The organism is Amaricoccus sp. W119, from assembly GCF_047275745.1.
Classification (GTDB): domain Bacteria; phylum Pseudomonadota; class Alphaproteobacteria; order Rhodobacterales; family Rhodobacteraceae; genus Amaricoccus.
The window spans coordinates 93,213-119,375 of sequence record NZ_JBKQWU010000007.1; the positions used below are offsets into that span (position 1 = coordinate 93,213).

Consider the following 26,163-nt stretch of genomic DNA (forward strand, 5'->3'; position numbering starts at 1 on the left):
CGCGCTTTTGAGTCCGAGATCGTGCGAGAGGGATGTCGCGTGAATGACTTCTGCGTCGTGAGGGATCGCCGGGACACCGTGACGGGGCGCCGGCGATGATGGGGGACGGAGCCCGCCGCTGGGGAAGCGAGCCGGATGGAGAGGGGCGGGCCTTCCGTCTCTGGGCTCCGTCGCAGGGGGCGCTCACCTTGCGCCTCGAAGGGCGTGATCTGCCGATGAAGCCTGGCCCGGACGGCTGGTTCTCGGTCACCGCCGAGGCGCGGCCGGGTGACCGATACGGTTTCGTCCTCGGGAACGGTCTCTTCGTGCCGGACCCGGCGGCGCGGGCGCAGGCCGGCGATGTGCACGGGGCCTCGCTCGTGGTCGATCCTTCGGCCCATGTCTGGCGGACAGAGTGGCCCGGGAGGCCCTGGGCCGAGGCGGCGATCTGCGAGCTTCACGTCGGGACCTTCACGCCGGAGGGCACGTTCCGCGCGGCGATCGACCGGCTCGACCATCTCGTCGAGACCGGCTTCACCGCGATAGAGCTCATGCCGGTCTCGCAATTCGACGGAAACCGCGGCTGGGGCTACGACGGCGTGCTGCTCCGCGCGCCGCACAACGCCTATGGCACGCCGGACGACCTGCGCGCTCTGGTGGACGCGGCCCATGCGCGGGGACTGATGGTGCTGCTCGATGTGGTTTTCAACCACTTCGGCGCCTCTGGGAACTATCTCGCAGCCTACGCGCCGGAGTTCTTTCGCGAGGGGGCGCCGACGCCCTGGGGCGCGGCGATCGCCTATGATCGGGCGCCGGTGCGCCGGTTCTTCATCGACGCGGCGCTGGGGTGGATCGGCGAATACCGGCTCGACGGGCTCCGGCTCGACGCGATCGACCATGTGCGCGATCCGGGCTCTGATCCGGAGATCCTGATCGAGATCGCGCGCGAGATCCGCGCGGCCTTCCCGGACCGCGAGATCCATCTCACGACCGAGGACAACCGCAATGTCACGCATCTGCACGAGCGCGGCGAGGGCGGTGCCGTCCCGCTCTACACCGCGGAATGGAACGACGATTTTCACAACGCCGCCCATGTGATCGCCACCGGCGAGATCGAGGGCTATTACGAGGATTTCGCCGAGCACCACTGGGAAACCTTCGGCCGGATTCTGGCGGAAGGTTTCGGCTATCAGGGCGAGCATTCGCCGCATGGCGGGGGGGCGCGGGGGACGCCCTCGGCGCATCTGCCGCCCCTGGCCTTCGTCGATTTCCTGCAGAACCACGACCAGGTCGGCAACCGCGCCTTCGGCGAGCGGCTGAGCGTGATCGCGAAGCCCGAGCGGCTCGCGGCGCTCCAGGCGATCCTCTTGCTCTCGCCACATGTTCCGCTGCTCTTCATGGGCGAGGAATGGGGCGAAACCACGCCTTTCGTCTTCTTCACCGATTTCGAGGGCGACCTCGCCGAGGCGGTGCGTGAGGGCCGTCGGCGCGAGTTCGCGCATTTCGGGGCGTTCCGGGATGAAGCGACGCGCGCGGCGATCCCTGATCCGAACGATCCGGGCAGTTTCGCGGCGAGCCGGATCAACTGGGCGCACCGGGAGAGCGAGGCGGGCGCGGCGGCGTTGCGGCGCACCAGGGAGCTGCTGGCGATCCGGGCGCGCGACATCGTGCCGCGCCTCGGCCGCGCGCCCGGGAACGGCGGGCGGCTCATCGCGGCGGAGGACGGGGTGATCGCCGTCGACTGGCGCCTCGACGGCGCGACGCTGAGGCTCCGGGCGAACCTCGATGACCGCCCGCGCGCCGTTCCACCCGGAGCGGGACGGGCGATCCTCGGGACGCCGGGCGCGGAGCTGCCCGCGGGTGAGGTCGTGTTCATGATCGAGGAGGCGACCGCGTGACCATCGAACCAGACGCTCGCCCGACCCCGCCGCGCGCGACCTACCGCCTCCAGTTCGACGCCGGCTTCGGCTTCGCCGAGGCGGGCGCGCTCGCACCCTATCTGGCGACGCTCGGCATCAGCCACGTCTACGCCGCTCCGGTCTTCGCCGCCCGTCCGGGCAGCACCCATGGCTACGACGTGACCGATCCGACGCGGATCAATCCCGAACTCGGCGGCGAGGCTGGCTTCCGCGCCATGGCGGCGGCGTTCCGGGAGCAGGGGCTCGGGCTCATTCTCGACATCGTGCCGAACCACATGGGGATCGGCACCGACAACGCATACTGGCAGAGCGTCCTGCGCGAAGGACCGGCGAGCCCCTACGCGGACTGGTTCGACATCGACTGGGATCATCCCGAGGTGCCGGGGCGCATCCTGCTGCCGATCCTCGGCAAGAGCTACGGCGCCGCGCTCGCCGATGGCGATCTGGCGCTGAAGACCGGCGAGGACGGCCCCGCGGTCTGGGCGCACGACACGCATCGCCTGCCGCTCCGCCCCGAGGACGCGGAGGCGCTCGGGCGCGAGAGCGGGGCGGTCGAGCGTCTCAACGCCGACAGGGAGGCGCTCGACGCGCTGATCGCACGGCAGCACTGGCGCGTGGCGAAATTCGAGATCGACCATGGGGTGATGAACTACCGGCGCTTCTTCACGGTGAGCGATCTGGCCGGCGTCCGGGTCGAGCGGCCGGAGGTTTTCGAGGCGACCCACCGGCTGATCCTCGATCTCGTCGGCGAGGGGCTGGTCGATGGCCTCAGGATCGACCATATCGACGGGCTCTACGACCCCGCCGACTACTGCCTGCGGCTGCGCGCCGCCGCGCCGCGCCCGATCCTGATCTGGGTGGAGAAGATCCTCGGGGAGCATGAGGACCTTCCCGCCGGATGGGAGGTCGACGGGACGACGGGATATGAATTCGCGAACCTGATCAATGGGCTGCTGGTCCCGCCTGAGACGGAGGATGCGCTCGACGACGCCTATGCCGCCTTCATCGGCCATGCGTTGAGCGTCCCGGAAATGGTCCACGCCGCCAAGGTGGAGATCATGATCGGCCGGATGGCGGGGGAGCTCGACGCGCTGCTCGCGGCCATGGTCGCGGTCGCCAGGGACGATCCCCAGTCCCGCGACATCGCGCCGCACGTGCTGCGCGCCGCGCTGGTCGAATTCGTGGCCGCGCTCGATGTCTACCGGACCTACGCCGACGCCGCCGGTCTCGCCGCCTCGGAGCGCGCGCGGATCGACGCCGCGCTCGCCGCCGCCCGGGCCGCGCCAGGCGCCCCGGGGATCGGCCCCGACGCCTTCGACTTTCTTGGCGCGCTTTTGACGCTCGACCGGCCGGAGGGGCTGCCGATCCTGCGCCGCCTGCAACAGTTCACCGGCCCGGTGATGGCGAAAGGTGTCGAGGATACGGTGCTTTACCGCCATTCCCGGCTGATCGCGCTCAACGAGGTCGGCTGCGAGCCCGGGGTCTACGGGATGTCGGTCGAGGAGTTCCACGCGGCGAACGCGGCGCGCGCCCGCGATCTACCCGCCTGCCTGCTTACCGGCTCGACCCATGACACCAAGCGCGGCGAGGATGCGCGGGCGCGGATCGCCGCGCTGGCCCTCGACCCGGCGGCTTTCAGCCGGGCGGCGTCGGACTGGTTCGAGCTGCTCGCCGATCCCGCCCAGCCGGTCGATCGGAACGAGATCTGGTTCTTCTTCCAGATGCTTCTCGGGGCCTGGCCGATGGAGTGGCGGCCCGATCACCCGGTCGGCCACCAGGAACTGGACGCCTTGCGCCCGCGTCTGCGCGAGGCGATGCTGAAATCCTCCCGCGAAGCATCGGTGAACACGCGCTGGGTGAACGGCGACCCGGACTACGAGGCGGCGCTTCTCGCGCTTGTCGATCGCGCGCTCGATGCGGGGCCCGGGAACCGGTTTCTCGCGAGGTTCCGCGCGACCGAGGCGGCGCTGTTCCCCGCGTCGATCGGCAACGCGCTCATAGGGACCGTGTTGCGCTTCACGGTGCCGGGGGTGCCGGACATCTATCGTGGCGCCGAGCTTTGGGAACAGAGCCTGGTCGATCCCGATAACCGCCGGCCGGTCGATTTCGCCGAGCGGGAGGAGATGCTGCGGGCGCTGCGGAACGGGACGGGCGCGCCGCTGCTCGGCGGGGTCGCCAGGGGCGGGCCGAAGCTCGCGCTGGTCGCGGCGCTGCTCGCGCATCGGAAGACGAATCCCGAACTCTATTCGAGGGGCGAGTACGTCCCGATCGAAACCGGGAACGCGCGGTTGCTCGCCTTCGCGCGACGCTGGGGCGAGGTGACCATCGCGACGGTGGTCCGTCTGCCGGGGGCGACGATGAACATCGAGCTCGGCGCGCTGGGGTTGGTGGGCAGCTGGCGCGACCTGGTGGCGCCAGCGATCAGCGGCGACCCAGCCGCCGAGCCCTTCGCCGCCGCGCCCGTGGCTGTGCTCGCGCGCTACTGAGGAGGCTGAACGCACGCCCGGTGGAAGATCACGAAGGGCGTCGAGGCGGTAACGGCGAAGGCGCCTCGCGGTGATACCCGTGAGGCGCCTTCGTCTGCGATAGCCAGGGAAGGCTCGCGCGGCCCCGCGTTCTCAGCGGTTCCCGTTTCCGTTGCCGTTTCCGTTCCCGTTGCCGCTACCGCTGTTCCCGTTTCCGTTGCCGTTCCCGTTTCCGTTGCCGCTACCGCCGCTCTTGCCACCGGAGCTCCCGGACCCGCGACCGGAGCCGTTCCCGTTCCCGTCGGTCGAGCTGTTGTTACCCTGACCGCTGCCGGCATTGTTATTGCCGTTATTGCTTCCGGAGTTGTCGTTTCCGTTATTATTCCCGGTATTGTTATTTCCGTTGTTGTTACCGGTATTGTTGTTTCCATTGTTGTTGCCGGAGCCGCCACCCGATCCAGTACCTGAATCGCCCTTGCCCGTGCCGCCACCGGAGCCGCCCGATCCCGAGCCGCCGGTACCCGAGCCGCCGCCCGCGCCCGCGCCGCCGGAACCAGCGTTATCCCCGGACCCGGCACCCGAGCCGCCGCCGCTTCCGCCACCTTTCGACCCGCCATCGCCGGCCGATCCGCCGGGGCCGGATGAGCCCCCATCGTTCGCTCCGGAGCCGCCCCCGCCGGACGGTGCCGAGGGGGAGGCGACTCCGGTCTGGGAGCCACCCCCGCCCGATCCGACCGCCGAAGCACCGGCGCTTGATGATGAGCCCCCGGTCGGGGTGGTCGGAGGGGACGTGGCGGCATCGCAGCCAACGACCAGCACACCGAGCGATACTATGAGATACTTCATTGACATGCGGCCTCTAAGCTCTGGCGATCTCCGGACGGACAAGCCATGGCGGGTCCGCGGCGCGAAGAGTCGCACCCGTTCAAATTCATCGAGCGGTGGAGCAGAGATCCGCGCCGGATCAACCGCCGCCCACGCCCCGCTCCCGCGGGGCTCTCGCCCTCGGCGGGCAATTAATTGGCTGGCAATCAGTAATCTGGGAAATCAGCCGGCGCTCAGTTGTTGCCGTTGAAATTGCCGTTACGGTTGCCGATGTTCCCGTTCCCGTTCCTGCTTCCACCGTTGTAATTCCCGTTAAAGGAACCGATGTTGCCATTCCCGTTATCATCACCGGAATTGAAACTGCCGTTGTGATTGCCGATGTTGCGATTCCCGTTGTTCTGACCAGTATTCCCGTAACCGTTCATGTTACCGAGGTTGTCGTTCCCGCCGTTTCTGCTCCCGACGTTCCTGTTGCCGGTATTTCCGTTCCCGTAGTTCTGAGTGCCCGAATTGCCGACGCCGACATTCCTGGTTCCCGTATTCCCGTAGCCGGCTGTGCGGTTCTCCCTGTCGGCGAACGACTTGAGACCGTTCGAGAAGTTGCTCCTGAAGGACTCCGCGTCGGCGAAAGCAACAGAAACCGATCCGACGGCCAGCGCCGCCGTGAGCAGGATTATCCTCATTGTCCCCGTCCCCTTTTCTGAGACTTGAGTTTGCTCCCACCGCCCCGGCCGGGGCGGTGGGCTCGGTCGGACGTTATCGTCTCAGTTGTTGTCGTTGCCGTTGCCGCGGCCGTTGCGGTTGCCGAGGTTGTCGTTGCCGTTGAAGTTGCCGTTGGCATTGCCGGTGTTGCGGTTGCCGTTGCGGCGGCCGTTGCGGTTGCCGGTGTTGATGTTGCCGTTGGCGTTGCCGTTGCCGCTGCCGTTGTTGAGGTTGCCGTTCCGGCTGCCGTTGCGGTTGCCGACGTTGGCGTTGCCGTTGATGTTGCCGTTGAAGTTGCCGGTGTTGCGGTTGCCGTTCAGGTTCCCGTTGCGGTTGCCGGCGTTCGAGTTGCCGTTCACGTTGCCGTTGGCGCTGCCGTCGTTGGCGTTGCCGTTGATGTTGCCGTTGGCGTTGCCGGCATTGTTGTTGCCGTTGATGTTGCCGTTGGCACTGCCGTTGTTGGCGTTGCCGTTCACGTTGCCGTTGCGGTCACCGGTGTTGATGTTGCCGTTGGCATTACCGTTGAGGTTGCCGGAGTTGTAGTTTCCGTTGGCATTCCCGTTCAGGTTGCCGGAGTTGGCATTGCCGTTGAGGTTGCCGTTGCCGTTGCCGGTGTTCCGGTTGCCGTTCAGGTTCCCGTTGCCGCTCCCCGCGTTGTAGTTGCCGTTGAAGTTACCGTTGTCGCTTCCGACATTGCCGTTGCCGTTGCCATTGCCGTTCCCATTGTTCTGGGCCATGGCGAAGGACGCGGAAAGCGCCAAGGCAGCAAAAGTCGCGACGGCGGCTTTCGTGATACCCATAATACTACTCCCTTAATTTCGATGCCAGCCGGTGATAAAATACCGAGCTGGCGTTTCCACCCGTTCGTCCCCTCGCGATTATGCTTTTTAAGATCCGGGAACGGAGAATCATTTAGCAGTTAACCAAAGGCAAGTCAATTTGCACAATTATTACAGTACAAACAGGTACAACAAGCTAAACGTACAGAGAAGACGGGCGAGGAATATTCGCCTGACAAACGCACACGTTGTAGAAAGAACCACCCCAGAGCCGGAATATGGACTCAACCCTCTTCACGATCATTCTATCACACCGGTACCGAGCAGACCAAGACCTTCGTAGGAAACTTTTTCGGTGCCGGCTCCGTAAACGTATTCCCAGGTCTCGGAGAGGTGAACCGTAGCGACGAGGCCGGTCGGTATCGTTTTGGGAGTGGCATCGCGGGCCCGATCGGGTGGTGCCGGAGCCATCACGTGGATGCGGGGTCGCGTGATCGTATTCCGGCAACGCCCGCCGGAAGCGGAGCCGCGGTCCGGGAAAGCCGTGGCTGGCGGAGCCGGGAGAATCAGGTGGGAGGCGGAGGTTCGGCCGGTAATCGCTTGGCGCGCGTGGCTGACGGAAGCCGCCCCGCTGTGCCGGTCGAACCATGTCGGAAGGGAAATCCCGTTGGATGGGATATGGTACCAGCGCCCCGGCTTGAACGGGGGACCTCCTGATCCACAATCAGGCGCTCTAACCAACTGAGCTACGCCGGCACCGTGAGGCGAGCAGTTACAGTCAGGGTCGCGGGAATGCAAGACCTTCCGAATCTCCCCCGTCGAGCCTGCCCACCGAACCGGGCCGAGCTTGGAGCCGGACTCCCGGGGCCGCCTCTTGCGGTCGGACACCGCGTCGCGGAGAATGGCGGACATCGAGACAGAGGCCGGTGACGGAGGTCCGGAGCGCCATGGGGATCAACAGCGAAAGCGATGTCGCGGCGAATCTGCAGATCGGTCCGACCAGTCTCGGCATGGTCCGCCTCTATATAGCGACCGAGACCGTTGAACTGCCGCTCGACTTCGACCCCGACGAGGCGGAGGAGATCGCGGAGGAGCTTCGGGCCGCCGCCGCCCGCGCCCGCGCCATGGGGGAGAAGGCGAAGCCGGGCGAGAAGGGGAGCCCTGGCAAGGCAGGCAAGCGCCGCTAGGCCAGCGCTCTCACGCGAGATCGGCGCGGAACGGCGATCCGGCTGGCCCCGGGTCGATCAGCGCGCCGAGGCGTCCGGCGGCGACGCGGGCGAAACGCTGGACCAGCGCCCGGCGTCGCGCGGCGGCGAGCGGGTGCGCCTCGGGCCAGCGCTGGACCTCGGCGTCGAAGGCGTCCGCGAGGATCAGCCCAGCGCCCTCCGGCAGGATCTCGGCCGGGAAATCCATGTCGACCGCGAAGAAGAAACGGTCGCACCACTCGAGATAGCCGGTCCACTTGCGATCGGACACGAAGTCCACGCGGCTCGACTTGCATTCGACGATCCAGAGCTCGCCCCGCGGTCCGAGCGCCATGACATCGACCCTGAGCCCCGGCGTGGGGACGAATTCGAACAGACAGGCGAAATTGAGCCCGCGCAGGTGGCGCTGGACACCGCGCGCGAGCCGCTGCCCCGGCAATCCCGGCAGGGTCCGTTCCGGCGGGGCCGCGTCGGGCGGGGCCGGCCCGGGCGTATGCCGGTCGGGTGGGGAAGCGGCGCTCATGGGGTCGAATCTGGCCTCCACCCCGCCCAGCGTCAACCTCGGGCCGACCCTGGGCCACGCTCGGCCGCGCGTTGCAACCATTCGGGGCTTGAGACGTGCTCACGGCCCAGTTAGAGATCATACCAGCCGTAGCGCCGACGCGACCGGAACCGTCGGGCTGACAGGAGGAATTTCATGGCCGACGCAGCCGCCCATAGCCACGCCGATCACCCGAAGCCCGGCTTCTTCACCCGATGGTTCATGTCCACGAACCACAAGGACATCGGCATTCTCTATCTGGTGACCGCGGCGATCGTCGGCCTCGTCTCGGTCTCCTTCACCATGTACATGCGGCTCGAGCTCATGGAGCCGGGTGTTCAGTACATGAACATCGATGGCGTGCCGAACGGCCACATCTGGAACGTGCTCGTGACCGGTCACGGCATCCTGATGATGTTCTTCGTCGTCATCCCGGGGCTCTTCGGCGGGTTCGGCAACTACTTCATGCCGCTCATGATCGGCGCGCCCGACATGGCCTTCCCGCGGATGAACAACCTGAGCTTCTGGCTCTACGTCGCCGGCACCTCCCTCGCGGTCGTCTCGCTCTTCGCACCGGGCGGCAACGGGCTCGCCGGGTCGGGCGTGGGCTGGGTGCTCTATCCGCCGCTTTCGACGCGCGAGGCGGGGATGTCGATGGATCTCGCGATCTTCGCCGTCCACCTCTCGGGCATCTCCTCGATCCTCGGCGCGATCAACATCATCACCACCTTCCTCAACATGCGCGCGCCCGGCATGACGCTGCACAAGGTGCCGCTCTTCCCGTGGTCGGTGGTCGTCACCGCCTTCATGATCCTGCTCGCGCTCCCGGTTCTCGCCGGCGCGATCACCATGCTGCTGACCGACCGCAACTTCGGCACCACCTTCTTCTCGCCCGACGGCGGCGGCGACCCGATCCTCTACCAGCACATCCTGTGGTTCTTCGGCCATCCGGAGGTCTACATCATCATCGTGCCCGGGTTCGGCATCGTCTCCCACGTGATCTCGACCTTCTCGCGCAAGCCGATCTTCGGCTACCTGCCGATGGTCTATGCGATGATCGCGATCGGCGCGCTCGGCTTCGTCGTCTGGGCGCATCACATGTACACGGTCGGCATGTCGCCGACGCAGCAGAGCTACTTCATGCTCGCGACCATGGTCATCGCGGTGCCGACCGGCATCAAGATCTTCTCCTGGATCGCGACGATGTGGGGCGGCTCGATCGAGTTCAAGACGCCCATGCTCTGGGCGATGGGCTTCCTTTTCCTCTTCACCGTGGGCGGCGTCACCGGCGTCGTGCTCAGCCAGGCGGCGATCGACCGGGCCTATCACGACACCTACTACGTGGTCGCGCATTTCCACTATGTGATGAGCCTCGGCGCCGTCTTCTGCCTCTTCGCCGGCATCTATTACTGGATCGGCAAGATGTCCGGGCGGCAGTATCCGGAATGGGCGGGCAAGCTGCATTTCTGGATGATGTTCATCGGCGCGAACCTCACCTTCTTCCCGCAGCACTTCCTCGGCCGGCAGGGCATGCCGCGGCGCTACATGGACTATCCCGAGCAGTTCGCGCTCTGGAACTTCGTGTCCTCGATGGGCGCCTTCCTCTCGGGGATCAGCTTCCTCTTCTTCTTCGGCGTCGTCTGGTACACGCTGCGCCGGGGCGAGCGGGTGACGGACCCGGCCTACTGGGGCCCGCAGCCGGACCAGACGCTGGAATGGACGCTCTCGAACCCGCCGCCGGAGCACACGTTCGAAACGCTGCCGACACCGGACATGTGGGATCACAAGACCCACTGAGGCGGCGGGAGCCCCGTCGGGAGGGGCCGAAGCGAAAGGTCACGGGATGACCCAGACGACGGGGGCGGGCGGATCGACGCGCGCCCCCGATCCATTCGCGCGGGACGATCCGCCGCTGCTCGATCTGACGATCTGGCCGAACCGCTCGCTCAGCCGCCGGGGCTTCGCCTGGGTGCTCGGCATCGTCGCGACCGGCCTGGCGCTGCCGATCATCGCGCTGCTCGGCACCAGCCTCGCGCTCGGGCTGGTCCCGTTCTCGCTCGCGGCGCTGCTCGCGCTCTATTTCGCCATCCGCCGCAACTACGCCGACGGGCGGCTGACCGAACGTATCCGGATCTGGCCGGATCTCGTGACGGTGGAGCGGCGCGAACCCCGGGGGGGCACCGTGCGGCGGTGGCAGGCCAACCCGCACTGGGTCCGGATCGCGCTGCGCGACGACGGGCCGGTCGAGCGTTATCTCACATTGACCGGCGGGGGGCGCGAGATCGAACTCGGCGCCTTCCTGAGCCCGGAGGAGCGCGAGAGCCTTGGCGCCGACCTCGAAATCGCCTTCGCCCGCGCCCGGGCGAGCCGCCCGCACGAGCCCGGTTCCGAACGTTCGCGGCCAGATTCGCACTGACGCATCGGCGCCTCGCGGCCTATAACTTCGATGAGCGGTGGCCGGCGATCGGGCCACCGCGGGTCGCCGGTCGCAAAGAGGGAGAAACCTGCGATGTCCCGCCTCATTCTCGCTTCCACGCTTCTCGTCTGCGCGGCGTTGCCCGTCCGGGCGGACGAGTTCACCGATACGCTCGAAAGCGCGCTCAGCGCTTATCGCGAAGGCAACGTGAAGGCGGCGAGCGAGGATCTCGACTACGCGACGAAGCTGCTCGGCAGCCAGAAGGCCGAGGCGCTGGCGCGCTTCCTGCCGCCGGCGCCGGAGGGCTGGTCGCGCGAGGATCAGGCGCCCGATGACGAAGGCATGGGCATGGCGATGTTCGGCGGCGGAACGACGGTCTCGGCGGTCTATGCGAAGGCGGCGACCGAGGCCACGCTCACGTTGCTCGCGGATTCGCCGATGGTGACCAGCCTTGGGGCGATGATGGGCGGCCTCGCGCAGTTCAGCGGGGCGAAACCGATGCGAATCCAGCGCGTCGAGTTCAGCGAGATCGACGGCGAGCTGCGCGGCCTCGTGAACAACCGGGTGCTCGTCACGGTCGCGGGCGATGCGCCCTCCGATGACAAGAAGCTCCTGCTCGACGCGATGGATTTCGAGGCGCTCGCGGCCTACTGAGGCAGCAGCGTGTCGAGGGTGGCGATCCAGGCCGAGGCGGTGACGACCGTGAGAATGGTGGCGAGCAGGACCGTGCTCGCCGCTTCCGGCTCCCCGCGGCGGTAGAGGCTCGCGAAAAGGAAGGCGTTGACGCCCGGCGCCATCGACGCGGTGACGACCGCCGCGCGCACGAAATCGGGCGGCAGGCCGAAGACATAATGCGTGAGCACGAGCGCGATCAGCGGATGCAGGATGAGCGACAGGGCCGAGATCGTGCCGGCCTCGCCAAGGGAGGAGCGCAGGCGATAGCGCGACAGCACCCCCCCGAGGCCGACCAGCGCCACCGGCAGGGCCGCGTCGGCGATCATCTCGACCGCGCCCCGGATCACCTCCGGATAGGGAATATGGCCGAGATTCACGACGAAGCCGAGGATCAGTCCGATCATCAGCGCGTTTCGGAACATCGCCCGCGCCACCGCCCGCGTGGTCGCGATGAGGCTCTGACCATCGGCGCGCACCATTTCCATCGTGGTGATGCCGACGAGATAGCAGACCGGAGCATGGATCGAGATGATCGCGTAATTCGGCGCCAGCGGCCCTTCGCCATAGGCGCGACCGATGATCGGCAGGCCGAGCAGCAGCGAGTTGGAGAAAAGCGCGCCGAAGGCGATCGCGACGGATTCGCCCGGCCTGCGGTGGAAGACCCGCATCATCAGGAGGACGCCGATCGCGAAACTGGCGATGGCCCCGGAATAGAAGGAGAACAGCAGCGCCGGATTGAAGGCCGCGCCGAGATCGAGGTCGACGATCGCGCTGAAGAGGACGCAGGGCACGCCGACCATCTGTGTGAACAGCATCAGCCCGTCGACGGCCGGGGGTGGAAAGAGCCGGGTCTTCGCCGCCGCGAAGCCGACTCCCATCACGATGAAGACGGGCAGGATGATGACGATGATCGCGCCGATCAAGGCGTGATCTCCAGCGTCATGCCGTCATGCGCCGGGACCACCCCGGGCGGCAGTTCGGCGGCCAGCGTCGCATAGTCGAGATCGATGTGCATGTTGGTCAGGACCGCCCGCGCCGGCCGGCAGCGCCTGATCCATTCGAGCGTGCGTTCGAGATGCGCGTGTGTCGGGTGCGGCCGGTAGCGGAGGGCGTCGATCACCAGCAGTTCGAGCCCGTCGAGCGCCGGCCATGTCTCTTCGGGTATGTCAGAGACATCAGGCAGATAGGCGAAGTCCTTGATCCGGAACCCGAGCGCGCGGATGCGCCCGTGCTCGACCTCGAACGGCCGGAACTCGATCGGGCCGCCGGCGCCGTCGATGGTGAAGGCGCCGTCGATGAGCCGCAGGTCGAGGATCGGGGGGTACATGCTGCCGGGCGGCTGGATGAAGGCATAGCCGAACCGGTCGAGCAGCGATTCCGAGGTCGGCTCATCGGCCCAGACCGGCAACCGGGACTGCCGGTTGAAGACGATCATCCTCAGATCGTCGATGCCGTGCACATGGTCCGCGTGAGGATGGGTATAGGCCACCGCGTCGAGCAGGCCCACGTTGGCGTCGAGAAGCTGGGCGCGCAGGTCCGGTGAGGTATCGACCAGAACGCGGGTCGCCGCATCTTCGCTCCCGTCGCCCTCGAACCGCTCCACGAGGATCGAGCAGCGGCGGCGGTAGTTCCTCGGCTCGTCCGGATCGCAGGCGCCCCAGAGCCCGCCGAGGCGGGGAACGCCGCCCGAGGAACCGCAGCCGAGGATGGTGACCCGGAGCCGCGCCATCACCGCGCCGCCCGGGTGAAGAGCCGGTCGAAATTGGCCGAGGTCAGCGCCGCGAGTTCCTCCGGCTCCATCCCCAGCACCGGCGCCATCGCCCGCGCGGTATCGGCGACGAAGGCGGGCTCGTTGCGCTTGCCGCGGTGGGGCAGGGGCGCGAGATACGGGCTGTCGGTCTCGACGAGCAGCCGGTCGCGCGGCGCTGCGGCGAAGATCTCGCGCAAGCCTTTCGCGCTCTTGAATGTCGCTATGCCGGAGATCGAGAGGTAGAAATCGAGGCCGAGCGCGGTTTCCGCGAGTTCGGCGGACGAGGTGAAACAATGCATCACGCAGGCGAAGGCGCCCGCGGCGTGTTCCTCAGTCAGAATCCGGCCCATGTCCGCGTCGGCGTCGCGCGCGTGGATGATGAGCGGCAGCCCGGTCCGCCGCGCCGCCTCGATATGCAGCCATAGGCTCTCGCGCTGAATCTCCGCGCTCTCGGCGGTATAGTGATAGTCGAGCCCGGTCTCGCCGATGCCGACGAATTTCGGATGCGCGGCCAGCGCCACCAGTTCTTCGACGGTGACGAGCGGTTCCTCATGCGCCGACATCGGATGGGTGCCGGCGGCGTAGTAGACGCCCTCGTGCGCCTCGGCGATCGCGCGGACCTCCGGCTCGCTCCGGAGCCGGGTGCAGATCGTCACCATCCGCGTCACGCCCGCCGCCTTCGCCCGCGCGACGACCGCGTCGAGGTCTCCGATCAGATCGGGGAAATCGAGGTGGCAATGGCTGTCGACGAGTTCGGCGGGCTGGGACATGAGGCGACTTCTGAACAACGACCAATGGGGACGCGAAATACCGGGGAGTCAGCTTGGAACTCCGTGCGACGGAATCCGGGCCTCCGCCGCCGCCGTGTCGATCCGCAGGCAGGTATCGAGGATCACCTGCGCCGGGTCAAGATGCACGGCGCGCCCATGCTCGGCCCGGGCGAGCAGATCGGCCGCGATCCGGGACCAGAGCCGCGCTGGTCCGGGCCCCGCCGCCAGCCGCTCCCAGACGGCCGCCTCGTCGCCGGAGACGGGCTCGAGCCCCGATCCCGCGCCGGCGAGCGCCAGGCGCGAGAGTGCGATGCCGATCAGATCCAGCACCATGGCGTAGCGATCCGCGGAATCCCGGCCGGCGCAGCTTTCGGCCAGTGCGATCAGGCGCCGCCGGTCCATGCCCGGCGCGCCCGCGAGCAGGGCGAGGATCTCGGCATAGGTGGCGATCCCGTTTCCCGCGATGAGCCGCGCCGCGTCGCCTACCGATCCGCCCGCGAGCGCGCGGAGCGCGGCGGCGTCCCCTGCCGGCGCCGAGATCCCGGCGCCGTCGAGCGCGCGGGCGAGGTCATCGGCGCCGACCGGACCGCAGCGGAGCACCCGGCAGCGGCTCCGGATCGTCGGCGGCAGGAGCCCGGGNTCCCGGCGCCGTCGAGCGCGCGGGCGAGGTCATCGGCGCCGACCGGACCGCAGCGGAGCACCCGGCAGCGGCTCCGGATCGTCGGCGGCAGGAGCCCGGGCTGATGGCAGACGAGCAGGAGCGCCGCGCGTTCCGGCGGCTCCTCCAGCACCTTCAGGAGCGCGTTCGCCGCGCCGATGTTCATCTCTTCGGCGGCGTCGACGATGGCGACCCGCCAGCCGCCCTCGGCCGCGGACATCTGGAAGAAGCTCTTGAGCGCGCGGACCTCGTCCACGGTGATCTGCGCGCGGAGCCGCTTCGCCTTGTCGTCCCACGGCCTGCGGCAGAGGAAGAGACGCGGCGCGGAGAGGGCGGCCACCTGACGGAAGACCGGATCTCCTGGGTCCATGTCGAGCGTCCCGCCCTCCGGCACCCGCCCGCCCGCGAGCAGGCTCCGGGCGATGCGCCAGGCGAGCGTCGCCTTGCCGACGCCCCGGGGGCCGGTGAGCATCCAGCCATGCGGCAGCCGATCGGAGCCGAGCGCGTCGAGGAACCTGGCCTCGGCCTCCTCCTGACCGTGGAGGCGGGCGGTGAACCTCGGGTGGGGCACCCCGTCGAGCCGGTCGGATTCGTGCTCGCTCATGCCACGATCTCCGCGATCCGCGCAGCGACCGCCTCCGCCTCGCCGTCGGCCGGGACGACGCGGCAGCGGGCCGGGAATTCCTCGGCGAGAGCAAGGTAGGCGGCGCGGAGCCTCACCTGGAACGCCGTCCCGAACCGCTCGAACCGGTCCTCGGTCCCGCCGCGCGCCCGTTCGCGCGCCACGGCGCGGGCCGGGTCGAGATCGAGGATCAGCGTCAGATCCGCCTCGCGCCCGATCATGAGGTCGTGCAGCGCGTCCACCGTCGCGCGCAGGTCGGCGCGGGCGATACCCTGATAGGCGCGGGTCGAATCGACGAACCGGTCGCAGAGCACGGTCTCGCCCCGGTCGAGCGCCGGGCGGATCACCCGCTCCAGATGATCGCGCCGCGCGGCGGTGAAGAGCAGGATCTCGGTTTCCGGCGACCAGCGCCCCGGCGCACCCTCGACGAGCAGCCGGCGGATCTCCTCGGCGCCGGGCGCGCCTCCGGGCTCGCGCGTCGCGACGACGGTCCCGCCGCGCTCCCGGAGCCGCGCGGCCAGCGCGCGGAGCTGGGTCGATTTCCCGGACCCGTCGATGCCCTCGAAGGTGATGAACCGTCCGCCTATCATGATCCCTCGCATCGCCGGGCCGAGGCCCCGCGGGTGGCCCGCCGAAGGGACGGCGATCACTCGGCGCTTCGGCGCGGCAACATCCCCATCGCGCGGTCCCGCGTCAACCGCGCCGCCGCCTCGATCCGGCGCATCAGCCCGCCGCGCGCGACATCGGCGCCCGCGACGAGGTCGAAACGCGCGCTCTCGCGGCCCGGCACCTCTACGATGAGCTCGGCGATCGGTTGGCCCGCCGCGATCGGCGCCTCGACCGGCCCGTCGTAGATGACCTTGGCCGACATGGCCGCCCGGTCGGCGCGCGGAACCAGCAGCGAGATGTCGCGGGGCGCCACGAGCGGCACCGACTCCTCCGCGCCGAGCCAGACCGGCACCTGCGTCACGGTGTCGCCCGCGCCGTAGTACCTGACCGTGTCGAAGGCGCCATAGGCCCAGCGGACCAGCGCCGAGGTCTCGCTGGCCCGTTCGCTCATGCTGCCGAGGCCCGACATCATGAAGACCACGCGCTGCCCGTTCTGAACCGCCGAGCCGACGAGCCCGTAACCCGCCTCGCTCGTATGGCCGGTTTTCAGCCCGTCCGCGCCGATCCCGAGGCTGAGCAGCGGGTTGCGGTTCGGCTGGGTGATGTTGTTCCAGGTGAATTCGGTCTCGGCGAAATACGGGTAATAGTCGGGAAACTCGCGGATCAGGAGCCGCGCCAGCGCGACGAGGTCACGGCCGCTGATCACATGGCCCTCGGCCGGCCAGCCGGAAGCGTTCTTCATCTGGACCGAGGAGAGGCCGAGTTCATGCGCGCGCCGGGTCATCTGCGCGGCGAATTCCTGCTCGGTGCCGGCGAGCCCCTCGGCGACCACGACACAGGCGTCATTGCCCGATTGCACGATGATGCCCTTGATCAGCGCCTCCACCGGCACCTGGTCGCCGATCTCGACGAACATCCGCGAGCCGCCCATGACACGCGCCCGCGCGCTGACGGGAAAGGTGGTCTCCATCGTCACGCGACCGTCGCGCAGCGCCTCGAAGAGCATGTAGATCGTCATGAGCTTCGACATCGAGGCGGGGGGCTCCGGTGTCTCGGCGTTCTTCTCGAAGAGGACGGCGCCGGTCGCGTCGTCGATGATGAAGGCGGTCCGGGCCCTGGTCTCGAAAGCGGCGGCGAGCGCGGGCGCGATCAGGGCTCCGACGAGAAGCAGGAGCGCGAGCGGTTTCAACGGCATTCCAGATCTCCCGAGAACTGCCCCGATCGCGTCCGGCGCCTCGGGCGGTCTCAGCCTAGAAGAAGCCCGCGGGACTGTCAAAATCACACACGTTATGCGTGCGGAGGACCAAGGCTGGCGCGGGCGCGACGGGGTGGCGGTATGTCGCGGCGATCAGGGCGCGGCCAGCACCGGTTCGCGCCGCAGGGCGGTGATCCTGACGCGGGCGGGGTCGGCTCCGATCCCGAGAAGCGCGGCGGCGGCGTTGGAGATCCGGGCTTCCCCGGCGCGGACCCGGCCCCGGAACAACGCGACCTTGACCGACGCGCCGGTGGCGAGATTGACGACCTCGGCGCGCTCGGCCCGCCGCAGGTCCGGGACGGTGACCCAGAGCCCCTGCGTGCCGCTCGGGCGATCCCGGCGCCCGATCAGATCCCGCTGATAGACCGAAGGCGCCAGAGCGTCGCCGAATTGGAGCGTGAAGGCGCCCGCCGCCGCGCTTCCGCGTCGCGCGCCCTGCCGCTCGGGATCGTGCCTCGCCTGCTCGGCGCCACCGCCCCGAACCGGCCCCGCCCGGAAATCGCCCTGGCCCTGGCCGGACTCGCCGGCGGCGCAGCCGGCGAGCAGCGCCAGCAAAGCCGCGCCATGCCATCCCGCGCCCGCCATATCCTTCTCCCGATGCCGCTTCCGCCAGACCCGTCACGCTCGGCCTTGCCTGGCCGAGCTTTCCTGCCAGCCCGGCATGGATGATGTAGCCGCCAGCGCCCGGCGAGAAAAGCCCATGCCACGGCGACTGGCTACGGCGATTGGCCACGGCGCGACTGGACGGCACGCCCCGCCGTCGCTAAGGAGGAACGTCCGGAAGCGTGGCAGAGTGGTTGATTGCACCGGTCTTGAAAACCGGCGACGGGAAACCGTTCGTGAGTTCGAATCTCACCGCTTCCGCCATTCATTATTGATATCGCTATAAGATTTCGATGTAGCGGCATCATACCCGCCAAAAGTCCCGCCATTAGGTTTGGGCTTGGACGCGATTTGATGCGACCGCGTTGGTCGTGCGGGGGAGTAGGAGGCCCGTCCCATGGCGTCGAAGGTGGCTCATCCTCGGCGAGGGACAGACGGCTGCGCTTCAAGGCGAAAGGAAGGGAGTCGCGAGGTACGCCCCTCTGGTTCAGGTTGTCACGGTGGCAAGCTACTGAAGCTGACAGCATACCTATCTGAACGCGAAGCGATTGGTGTAACTCGAATTTTCGGAGATGACTGTCGCGCCACATTGCACGGGTCCCGATTATGCGACACATTCCGACTGCGGATTGCCCGCCCATGGATCGAGTGCAGCGCAGCTTGATTGCCGAGTTGGACCGCGAAGATTTTTGATGCTTGCACTTGAGGAAACGATGAATCTTGGCTTGGAAGTTCGAGATATTGTGCTTGGTGGCGCCGATATCTTAAGAAATCCATCGGCTCCAGGTTGGGTATCTCTGCTCTTGATTGTAAGTCTATTGGTCGCGATCGCGGCTTTCTGGTTGCGCACCCGTCAGCAAGTTTCCGCGGTCCGGTGGTTACATGCTCTGGTCGGGCCTCACTCGGGGGCGGATGATCTTCGGGAGTTGAGGCCTCAGGTGACTGGGGTACTGAACTCTCAACCTTCGGGGCCAAGGCGCCAGGTAGCTGAGACCTGGAAGGAGTATGAGGATACTCTGATACATCAAGAGATCGACGATGAAACTGTCGTTCGAAACACCATCCGGCCGTCCTTCTTCTTCAATGCCGAGGACCTAGGGTTTGGTCCGCGGTTTGCCAGATATCTGCCTGGTCTCTTTGTCAGCGTTGGGCTCTTCCTAACTTTTTTGGGTTTGATTTCTGCCCTGAACTCCATGGACCTGCGGGCCGGGGCGGCGACCGACTCGCTGAGAACCCTGCTGACGATTGCTTCAGCGAAATTCATCATGTCACTGACCGGCCTCCTTTGCTCAATCCTCTTCACGATCGTGCTTCGTGTCCGGGTGGGCCGGGTCGAGGCCGCTCTTCATCGACTTTGTCACGATCTAGAACGACGTCTCAGCTACGTCAGCCTCGAGGAGCTCGCGATCAAGCAGCTCCGGGCGACGGAGGAGCAGCGCGATCGGTGGCGCGAACTTGGTTACGAGCTGGTTGCTGAGCTTGGCCGTCCACTTCGCGAGGAGCTGCCGAATGCCATCTCCGGCGCGATCCGAGGCGAGATGGCTCCCTTAATCGATCAGGTGAACCGGATGGGCAGTGACGGAATGGGATCCATGGTGGCTGATCTGTCCGAGCGATTCTCCGGCGATGTGAGCCGTGCGCTCGGATCGGCTTCGGATAGGCTGATGGAAGCGGGCACCAAGATCGGAGAAGTCATTGGCAAGCTCGATCAAAGCTCTGGCCGTATGGGATTGGAGATGGAGACGGCGGTATCCCGGCTCGGCCAGGCAATCGATGACCTGCGTGGTTCGATGGGATCGACGGCTGCGACGGCTGCGAATGCCATGACCCAGGGCAGCGAGCAGATGCTGGCCGTCATGACCCAGACCCTCGAGGCCATCCGAGAAAATACTGGAGAGGGCGCGCGAGCTATGAGCTCCGCGGCGGAAGAGATGCGGCACGCCGCAGCCAGCTTTCGCGCGGAATTGGAAGGTGCTGTCAAAAGTGGCGCCGCCGCTGCTCGCGACAGCCTGACTGCCACGAGCGCCGAAGCGGGCGCCGCTATCCAGGGAGCTTTCGCGCGAACAGCGGCGGAGATCACCGAGAGCGCGAGCCAACTCAGCGGGCCGATGGATGCCATCGCGCAGCGAATTCAGGATGTGACGACGGAGTTGAGCGCGGGTGCCGTCGAAATGCGGCGGCTATCCGATGCCATCCGGTCCGGAGCCGAAGCGGGGGAACTCGCGGCCGGGAACTTTCGCGCGGCAAGCCAGGACCTGACGGGGGCCGCTCAGCCAATCCGCGCGACCACCGAGAGACTCGAAGCGTCGGTTCGGGGACTCTCGGCAAGCGTTGAAACCGCCGCCGCGACCGTGACACGAAGCGCCGAACTGACTGCTCGATCAGCGGCAAGCACGCTCGAGGCCGCCGGCACGGCGCTCGGCTCACAGCGGATGGGTATCGAGGCGGCGCTGGCTGGTGTGACACGAATGCTGGAGGCGCAGCAAGGTCAGGGCGACCGGCTCGACTCTATGGACGAGAAGCTTGGAAGGGCATTCGAGCGGTATCGCATCGAAGTGCAGAACGTAGTCGATGCCATGGGCGGGCACGTTCGAGACATGACGGGCGAGATGAATTCGGCGCTGGATGCAATGCGTGGAATTATCGAGCAGGCCGAGGAATTCCAACCTCAGCAGACGCGGCGGGCCTGATGCGCGGAGCGACCCGCCGGCGCCACGTCGACGACGAAGAGGAGTCAGCGTTCGTCTCGATGACGGACATGACGGTCAGCTTTCTGTTTGTCGTGATGATCCTGCTCGCATTCTTCGCCAGCCAGATTGATGATTCCTCGGACGAAGTGCCCAGGTACATGCTTGAGGAAGCGCAGGCCGCCATTGCGCGGTTGACCGACCAGTTGAACGCGGCCGAAAGGCAAGTCGAAGAACTGAGGGAGGAGATCGGGGCGGTTAAAGACGAAAATACCCGTCTTCAGGCGGTGGTGGAGCAGTCAACGGTTAGGATATCCGAGCTCGAGGCGGAGATTGAGCGGCTTCGCGAGCTTATCCGGCGATATGACGTTCGCGATCCTCTTGAGGCATACATTTCCGATGGTGCCGAGGCGAGGCGAAGGATTCTGGAGACGCTCCGCGAGCAGCTGAGGCTGCGCTTCCCTGATCTGGAGGTGGTGATCAGCGAGGAGTCAGACGCCCTTCGCTTTCAGGGCGACGGCCTATTCGATCGAAGCCAGGCATCGCTGCGCCCTGGCAAGCGAGCTATCGTGGACGCGGTCGCTGAGCAGCTCGCGGAAATCCTCCCGTGCTACACGCTCGGCCATGCCTCCGACTGGTCTAGGGACTGCAATCCGGCCGGCGCGGTGATCGACGCTGTACAGATCGAGGGACACACGGACACCGACGGCAACGAGATCAACAACCTGCGGCTCTCAACCGCTCGAGCGAACGAGACCTTCGTGGCGATGACGGCAAAGGCGCCTTCCCTCGTTGAACATCTGAACATGAGGGAACAACCGGTGATCTCCGTCGCGGGCTATGGCGAAATGCGACCGGTGGTCGGAAACGACACGTTGGAGGACAAGGCGACGAACCGGCGGATCGATCTGCGCATAATCATGTATGTGCCGCACGGGTCGGAGGAGATTGATCGCATCCGCGCGATACTGGAATCTGGCATGTCCGGAGCGGTGCGTTGACTGGGCTCGACGATGCTCTCGGTCGGTCCACGAGCGTCGGGCACCCCGTGCTTCCAGACCTTGACCGCCTCCGGTCTTCGGTGGCTCGTGTGTTTGCCCGTTGGCCGGGGGTGAAGCTCCTCCCGGAGCAGGACCGAGAGCAAAGGCTTGTCGACTTCAGGAACCGAGAGCGGGAAGGACATTGGGACGACCTGTTCGTGTCCGATGCGACAGCGGCGGCGCGCATCCTCTATATGCCTGAATTTCGGGACCGGCCTGATCTCGCGGCTCTTCGAAGGTTCTTCCCCGCGGAGATCAGAGCTTCGACGCGGCGTGGCTTTCTAGGTGGCATGACGTCGATCTATCTCGATACGTTCGCTCCGAACGCAGCTCATAGCCGCGAGCTCGGCCAGGCGCTCTCAGCTGTGCGAGGACGCCTCGGGGAGCGGTGGCAGAGGCTTCTAGTTGGCTTCCCAGCGCTGTTCGATGCCAGCAGGGCGCATGAGGACGTGGCAGCACAGATGCTGAATATGGGTGATCCGTGGGTGGACCTTAAGCGAGTCGGCCTACAGCCAATCGGATCCGGCTTAATGGATGCGGCCCATCTGGCCTTCATAAGAGGATTGGCGCCGACGCTCCACGAGCGCGCGTCCGTCGAGCGGCTCTTCCGCTGGTTGAAGCCAGAGGGACAAACGTCCCCCCGGACCTCCGGTGCTGGCGCGGCGCTCGAAGCGGCGCTGAGACCCTGGATTGATCGAACTCCCGCCGACGACATCCAAACGTATCTCATGCACACAATTCGCGACATGTACGGAGATCCGCGGCTGGCGGCTCAGGCTGTATGGAGCGAAGTTGGAGAGCCAGAGAAAGCGGTCATGCTTCGCTGGCTGACGGGCGCCAGCATCCGAGTTTTCTTGGACGTGGTTTCGGAAGTCGAGTCCAGCCATATGTGGGCGCCGCGTCGCGCGTTCTGGCTTGATCTATACGAGCGCAAGTGGATCAAGGACGCTTGGGCTGCTTTCTGTCCGGCGGGCGAGCGTGTTGCGCGTCGAAGGGAGCTGCGCGAGGCTGACCGAGGAGACCGGTGGTTCGGCCGTCAGGTGGCCGGAGGGGCGAGGTTGAATACTTCGCTTCTTATCCTGGAACTCGACCGGTGTCTAATCGTCGAAGGCTCACACAGCTATAAGGTGCATGTCTTTCGGAAGAACGATCCGGGGATACCTCGCCTTCATCAGTTCCGCTACGACTGCGAGACGATCCGCTTTCTTCCCCATGTGGCGGCGATATCCCATCATTCCGGCTGGGAGTACCGCGTCCGCGAGGCAATCAGGAGCTGCGTATGAGTTTCGATCTCAGCTACGATGCGGGCGGGGTGATGCTCCGTCTGCGGCCCGAGCGGAAAGGCGTGTTCAGCAGACTCATTGGCAAAGACAAACTGCGCGATCTACGGCTCCTCGGACCGGAAGATCGAGCGCTCAGTCTCGCTATTGCCGATCTTCGTACGCTCGCCGACGGAGGCTCTGATGAGCTCGACATCTCGGGATATGGCATCCGGATGTCCCACAGGATCGCGGCGGGATTGGGAAGCGATGCCGCTGAGGCTCTGAATCTGCCTCCTCTAATTGACCTAATTCTTCGGACAGACGCGGAGGGTGTGCCAGGCTCCTCCGGGTTCCGTCTGCGGCATGAGTGGGTCAAGGCAGGCAGACAGCAGGCGGTGGACCGCACGGGCGCGATCGCTCAGACGGCGGATGGGCTACGGCGACTTCCGGGTTGGTTGCTTGGAGCGCTTGATGTGGCGGACCGCTGCGAGCCGGGACGTGACGACGCCTCGCACTGGGAGGCTCTCGCCCGGTTCCGCGAGGCACTCGATCCCGGTATCCGGGTCCAAGATTCACGGGCGGCGCGCGCGTCGATGTCGGATTTCCTCGCCGGGCTTGAGGTACGCATCGCGGACAGCTTCTCGATCGATGTGAATGAGTCCGCGAACGATTTCGAGCCGGTTCCTTTTTCACGACGCCATCTCGATACGTTGTCGTCAACCGAGACCACGTTACAAGGATCGGCTGAGCTCGAAGGGGAGGACCTCAAGACTTTTCAGGATTATGTGCGTAAACGTGGAGCCCTCCCAGCCTATCGTTTAGGCCGGGGCAGCTTTCTCGTGATCGACCGCGCAGCGATGCCGGCGCTCGAAGCAATTGCCGAGGTTCAGCACGCGCCGGAGGCGGAGCGTCGGCTTTTCATCGCCAATCCAAGAGCCCGACTCACGGCCGCGTTCGAGGATTCGCTGAGGGCCGCTGGTCGACTTGATGACCTTGCGCCGGACGCCGAAGCCGAGCTGGTCGAGGAGACTGCCGGGCCTGCTTTCGTTGAGACCATAGAGTTCTCGGATCGCGTGCGCGGGGTGGGCGTCTATGAGGTCCCGCCAATCGACATCGCGCGCGACAACGGGACGACCTGGTTGCCGGAGGTCTTCTCTGAGCAGGTGATACGAGTCCTTCAAGCGATGCCGTCCGAAGAGCTCGCTGGGCTTCGGGCTGCGGTCGAGTCTGCCGTGGTACGTGGAGAAGAGAGTGTCCTGATCGGCAACGAGCGTGTTCCAGCCTCGCCTCAGACTTTGACCGCGATCCGTGCTGTGGAGTCCGCTCGCGGTGAGCGCGATGGGCTAGACCGAAAAGAAGAAGGATCCGAAGCGTCAGCGCCGATCGTCGTAACGACGGTTGAGAACTACGAAGGCGTGTCGGCATGGCGGCCGCGAGAGGCGCCACGTTCGGCGCCGGAGGGTGAGGACCGGCTTGCCGGCGTTGGAACTTCACTCAAGCCACATCAGCTCCAAAGCCTCGACTGGCAGATCGCCGCTTGGCGAGCGGGCGCCTCCGGTGTGCTTAACGCCGACGAGCAAGGTTTGGGGAAGACGCTCCAGACACTCGCGTTCCTAAGTTGGCTCCAACGTCGCCTAACCGAGGAACGGCGCGGCGGACCGATACTCGTCGTGGCGCCCACCTCGTTGCTACGCAACTGGGAGGAAGAAGCGGACCGTCATCTCGACGCGTCAGGCCTTGGCCATTTACTACGTCTTTATGGGAGCGGTGTGAGCGCCGTCAAAAGGCGCGGCAACGGGTTTGAGACGAAATCCGGCAGCGAAACCCTCGATTTGGACCGTCTCCGCGAGGATACTGCTGAGGGGCGTGGGCAGCGAACGTGGATCCTCACAACCTATACGACGCTGGCTAACTATCAGCATTCTTTAGCACGGTTACCACTGTCGGTCGTCGTGTTCGACGAGATCCAGAATCTAAAGAATCCGATATCGCTGAGGGCGGTGGCAGCCCGCGCCATCAATGCCGATTTTCGGATCGGCCTCACAGGTACTCCGATCGAAAACAGCCTGATCGATCTGTGGGCGATCATGGATCAGATCGCCCCGGGCGCCCTCGGCACGCTCGAGGAGTTCCGGTCGAGCTACATCGACACGGAGCCGGACGCGCTCTTGGATCTACACGACCGCGTGTTCGGTTCGAGTGCCAGCAAGCCACCTCTCGCGCTCCGGCGGCTTAAGGACGAAGTCGCGGGCGATCTACCTTCGAAGACACGCTATCTGCACCCGCGTCTCATGCCTGAGTTCCAAGCTCATGCCTATGAGGAGGCGCGGATCAAGCTTGCCAATGGAGGTCAGGGAGCTGCTCTGAAGATGCTGCACCATATCCGCAGCGTATCTGTCCACCCATCGATCAGTGATGGCCAGCGCAGCGCCGATTTCATCGAGGCTTCCGGGCGGCTCGCTGCCACGTTCGAAATCTTGCGCGGCGTTGCTCGCCGGGGAGAGCGGGCACTCGTCTTCATAGAGCATCGCCAGATGCAGCATCGCTTCGTCGAACTCGCCCGCGCCGCTTTCGGCCTGACGCGTATCGACCTGATCAATGGTGACACCCCAATCTCGCAGCGCCAGGCAATCGTAAACAGGTTCCAGAGGCACCTGCGGCAAGACGAGGGGTTCGATCTGCTTGTTCTCGGCCCAAAGGCGGCCGGCGTCGGGCTGACGCTAACCGCCGCGACACATGTGATACACCTCTCGCGCTGGTGGAACCCCGCCGTCGAAGAGCAATGCAATGATCGCGTTCATCGGATTGGGCAAGTCCGCCCGGTGACAGTCCATGTCCCGATGGCGATCCATCCCGGCTACCGAGGTGACTCCTTCGATTGTCTCCTGAACACCTTGATGCAGAAGAAACGCCGCTTGGCGCGGTCCGCGCTGTGGCCGATGGGCGACACGTCAGGTGACGCCGCGGAGCTGCAGGAGCTGCTCAGGAACGGAGTTGAACATGCTTCCGGCGATCCACTTCAGGAGGCCATGGTTTCCATGTTCTCCCGCGAAGGCCAAACTCCTTCAACCGCACTCCCGGATGGGTCCTATAAAGCCGAGTGATCGAATTGGTGAAATCTTCTTAGGGATGGGGCGTCGGCGAAGTTCCCTCGACAACGTCTCGATTCCTTCCCTCAGGCCGCGTCCGCGGCTTCGTCACTCTCCTCTTGGGGCTGATCGTATTCACTCGGCTGCCCCGGCCCCGTCGCGCAGGGCCCGCTTTCCCATCGCACCCTCGATGAGACTTAGGGCGTCGACTCATAAACTCTGACACCAGATCCTCGCGGCTGTGAGCTTGACGGCGGCGAGGAAGTTCTCCGGGTCCTTGTCGTAGCGTGTGGCGATGCCTCGAAACTGCTT

The 26,163-nt window shown here is 66.1% G+C and carries 20 protein-coding genes, 2 tRNA genes and 2 pseudogenes; 11 read left to right on the top strand and 13 right to left on the bottom strand.

The features are described from left to right. Positions 1–95: 95 nt before the first annotated feature. Both treZ and treY read left to right on the top strand, forming a co-directional pair. Positions 96–1,877 carry a malto-oligosyltrehalose trehalohydrolase gene (treZ, locus tag ACLJK8_RS06480; RefSeq protein WP_413149288.1) on the top strand — a complete coding sequence of 594 codons (1,782 nt, stop codon included), beginning with the start codon at positions 96–98 and terminating at the stop codon, positions 1,875–1,877. Further along, on the top strand, positions 1,874–4,384 hold the full coding sequence (treY, locus tag ACLJK8_RS06485; RefSeq protein WP_413149289.1) for a malto-oligosyltrehalose synthase: 2,511 nt from the start codon (positions 1,874–1,876) through the stop codon (positions 4,382–4,384). The genes treZ and treY overlap by 4 nt, the downstream gene beginning before the upstream one ends. Positions 4,385–5,421: 1,037 nt before the next feature. Here the strand turns inward: treY and ACLJK8_RS06490 are convergent. The 3 genes from ACLJK8_RS06490 to ACLJK8_RS06500 form a co-directional block, all read right to left on the bottom strand. Beyond that, positions 5,422–5,871, bottom strand: coding sequence for a hypothetical protein (locus ACLJK8_RS06490; protein WP_413149290.1), 450 nt, complete (start codon positions 5,869–5,871; stop codon positions 5,422–5,424). An 81-nt stretch (positions 5,872–5,952) separates the two neighbouring features. After that, a complete protein-coding gene (locus ACLJK8_RS06495) occupies positions 5,953–6,690 on the bottom strand; it encodes a hypothetical protein (RefSeq protein WP_413149291.1) in 738 nt (245 codons plus the stop codon). A gap of 658 nt (positions 6,691–7,348) precedes the next feature. Next, positions 7,349–7,425: transfer RNA gene (locus ACLJK8_RS06500), tRNA-His, on the bottom strand. A 191-nt stretch (positions 7,426–7,616) separates the two neighbouring features. On the opposite strand from ACLJK8_RS06500, the gene ACLJK8_RS06505 reads away from it, so the two are divergent. After that, positions 7,617–7,856 carry a DUF6324 family protein gene (locus ACLJK8_RS06505; RefSeq protein ID WP_413149292.1) on the top strand — a complete coding sequence of 80 codons (240 nt, stop codon included), beginning with the start codon at positions 7,617–7,619 and terminating at the stop codon, positions 7,854–7,856. A 10-nt stretch (positions 7,857–7,866) separates the two neighbouring features. On the opposite strand, the gene ACLJK8_RS06510 is transcribed toward ACLJK8_RS06505, so the two are convergent. Beyond that, positions 7,867–8,397 (bottom strand): MmcB family DNA repair protein, encoded by a 531-nt coding sequence (locus ACLJK8_RS06510; RefSeq protein WP_413149293.1) that lies wholly within the window; start codon positions 8,395–8,397, stop codon positions 7,867–7,869. A 174-nt stretch (positions 8,398–8,571) separates the two neighbouring features. Between ACLJK8_RS06510 and ctaD the strand changes: the two genes are divergently transcribed. The 3 genes from ctaD to ACLJK8_RS06525 all read left to right on the top strand — a co-directional run bounded on the left by ctaD (position 8,572) and on the right by ACLJK8_RS06525 (position 11,485). Next, on the top strand, positions 8,572–10,212 hold the full coding sequence (ctaD, locus tag ACLJK8_RS06515; protein WP_413149294.1) for a cytochrome c oxidase subunit I: 1,641 nt from the start codon (positions 8,572–8,574) through the stop codon (positions 10,210–10,212). Positions 10,213–10,258: 46 nt separating this feature from the next. After that, on the top strand, positions 10,259–10,831 hold the full coding sequence (locus ACLJK8_RS06520; protein ID WP_413149295.1) for a DUF2244 domain-containing protein: 573 nt from the start codon (positions 10,259–10,261) through the stop codon (positions 10,829–10,831). A 93-nt stretch (positions 10,832–10,924) separates the two neighbouring features. Further along, a complete protein-coding gene (locus ACLJK8_RS06525; RefSeq protein WP_413149296.1) occupies positions 10,925–11,485 on the top strand; it encodes a hypothetical protein in 561 nt (186 codons plus the stop codon). Here ACLJK8_RS06525 and ACLJK8_RS06530 read toward each other — a convergent pair. From ACLJK8_RS06530 to ACLJK8_RS06565, 8 genes and pseudogenes are all read right to left on the bottom strand, one after another. Further along, a complete protein-coding gene (locus ACLJK8_RS06530; RefSeq protein WP_413149297.1) occupies positions 11,479–12,429 on the bottom strand; it encodes an AEC family transporter in 951 nt (316 codons plus the stop codon). The genes ACLJK8_RS06525 and ACLJK8_RS06530 overlap by 7 nt on opposite strands. Then, positions 12,426–13,235, bottom strand: a complete 810-nt coding sequence (locus tag ACLJK8_RS06535; protein WP_413149298.1) for an MBL fold metallo-hydrolase — start codon at positions 13,233–13,235, stop codon at positions 12,426–12,428. The genes ACLJK8_RS06530 and ACLJK8_RS06535 overlap by 4 nt, the downstream gene beginning before the upstream one ends. Continuing rightward, positions 13,235–14,026 (bottom strand): TatD family hydrolase, encoded by a 792-nt coding sequence (locus ACLJK8_RS06540; RefSeq protein WP_413149299.1) that lies wholly within the window; start codon positions 14,024–14,026, stop codon positions 13,235–13,237. Before ACLJK8_RS06540 ends, ACLJK8_RS06535 begins: the two co-directional genes overlap by 1 nt. A gap of 48 nt (positions 14,027–14,074) precedes the next feature. Next, entirely contained in the window at positions 14,075–14,626 is a 552-nt protein-coding gene (locus ACLJK8_RS06545; RefSeq protein ID WP_413149300.1) for a hypothetical protein, read from the bottom strand. Positions 14,627–14,703: 77 nt separating this feature from the next. Then, positions 14,704–15,288, bottom strand: a pseudogene (locus ACLJK8_RS06550) (DNA polymerase III subunit delta'); the annotation flags it as partial. Beyond that, a complete protein-coding gene (tmk, locus tag ACLJK8_RS06555) occupies positions 15,285–15,896 on the bottom strand; it encodes a dTMP kinase (protein WP_413149301.1) in 612 nt (203 codons plus the stop codon). The gene tmk and the pseudogene ACLJK8_RS06550, both read right to left, overlap by 4 nt. 56 nt (positions 15,897–15,952) lie before the next feature. Beyond that, the gene (locus tag ACLJK8_RS06560) at positions 15,953–17,110 is read right to left on the bottom strand and encodes a D-alanyl-D-alanine carboxypeptidase family protein (protein WP_413149302.1); all 1,158 of its coding nucleotides are present in this window, start codon (positions 17,108–17,110) and stop codon (positions 15,953–15,955) included. A 153-nt stretch (positions 17,111–17,263) separates the two neighbouring features. Continuing rightward, positions 17,264–17,755, bottom strand: a complete 492-nt coding sequence (locus ACLJK8_RS06565) for a hypothetical protein (protein ID WP_413149303.1) — start codon at positions 17,753–17,755, stop codon at positions 17,264–17,266. 194 nt (positions 17,756–17,949) lie between these two features. Here ACLJK8_RS06565 and ACLJK8_RS06570 point away from each other — a divergent pair. The 5 genes from ACLJK8_RS06570 (at position 17,950) to ACLJK8_RS06590 (ending at position 25,866) form a co-directional block, all read left to right on the top strand. Beyond that, a tRNA-Ser gene (locus ACLJK8_RS06570) sits at positions 17,950–18,037 on the top strand. Between the two features lie 428 nt (positions 18,038–18,465). Beyond that, positions 18,466–20,463 (top strand): hypothetical protein, encoded by a 1,998-nt coding sequence (locus tag ACLJK8_RS06575; protein WP_413149304.1) that lies wholly within the window; start codon positions 18,466–18,468, stop codon positions 20,461–20,463. Beyond that, positions 20,463–21,461: an OmpA family protein gene (locus tag ACLJK8_RS06580; RefSeq protein WP_413149305.1), complete on the top strand. Its 999-nt coding sequence runs from the start codon at positions 20,463–20,465 to the stop codon at positions 21,459–21,461. Before ACLJK8_RS06575 ends, ACLJK8_RS06580 begins: the two co-directional genes overlap by 1 nt. Then, positions 21,458–22,783: an EH signature domain-containing protein gene (locus ACLJK8_RS06585; RefSeq protein ID WP_413149306.1), complete on the top strand. Its 1,326-nt coding sequence runs from the start codon at positions 21,458–21,460 to the stop codon at positions 22,781–22,783. Before ACLJK8_RS06580 ends, ACLJK8_RS06585 begins: the two co-directional genes overlap by 4 nt. After that, entirely contained in the window at positions 22,780–25,866 is a 3,087-nt protein-coding gene (locus ACLJK8_RS06590; RefSeq protein WP_413149307.1) for a DEAD/DEAH box helicase, read from the top strand. Before ACLJK8_RS06585 ends, ACLJK8_RS06590 begins: the two co-directional genes overlap by 4 nt. A 195-nt stretch (positions 25,867–26,061) precedes the next feature. Here the strand turns inward: ACLJK8_RS06590 and ACLJK8_RS06595 are convergent. Then, positions 26,062–26,163: pseudogene (locus ACLJK8_RS06595) on the bottom strand (IS5/IS1182 family transposase); the annotation flags it as partial.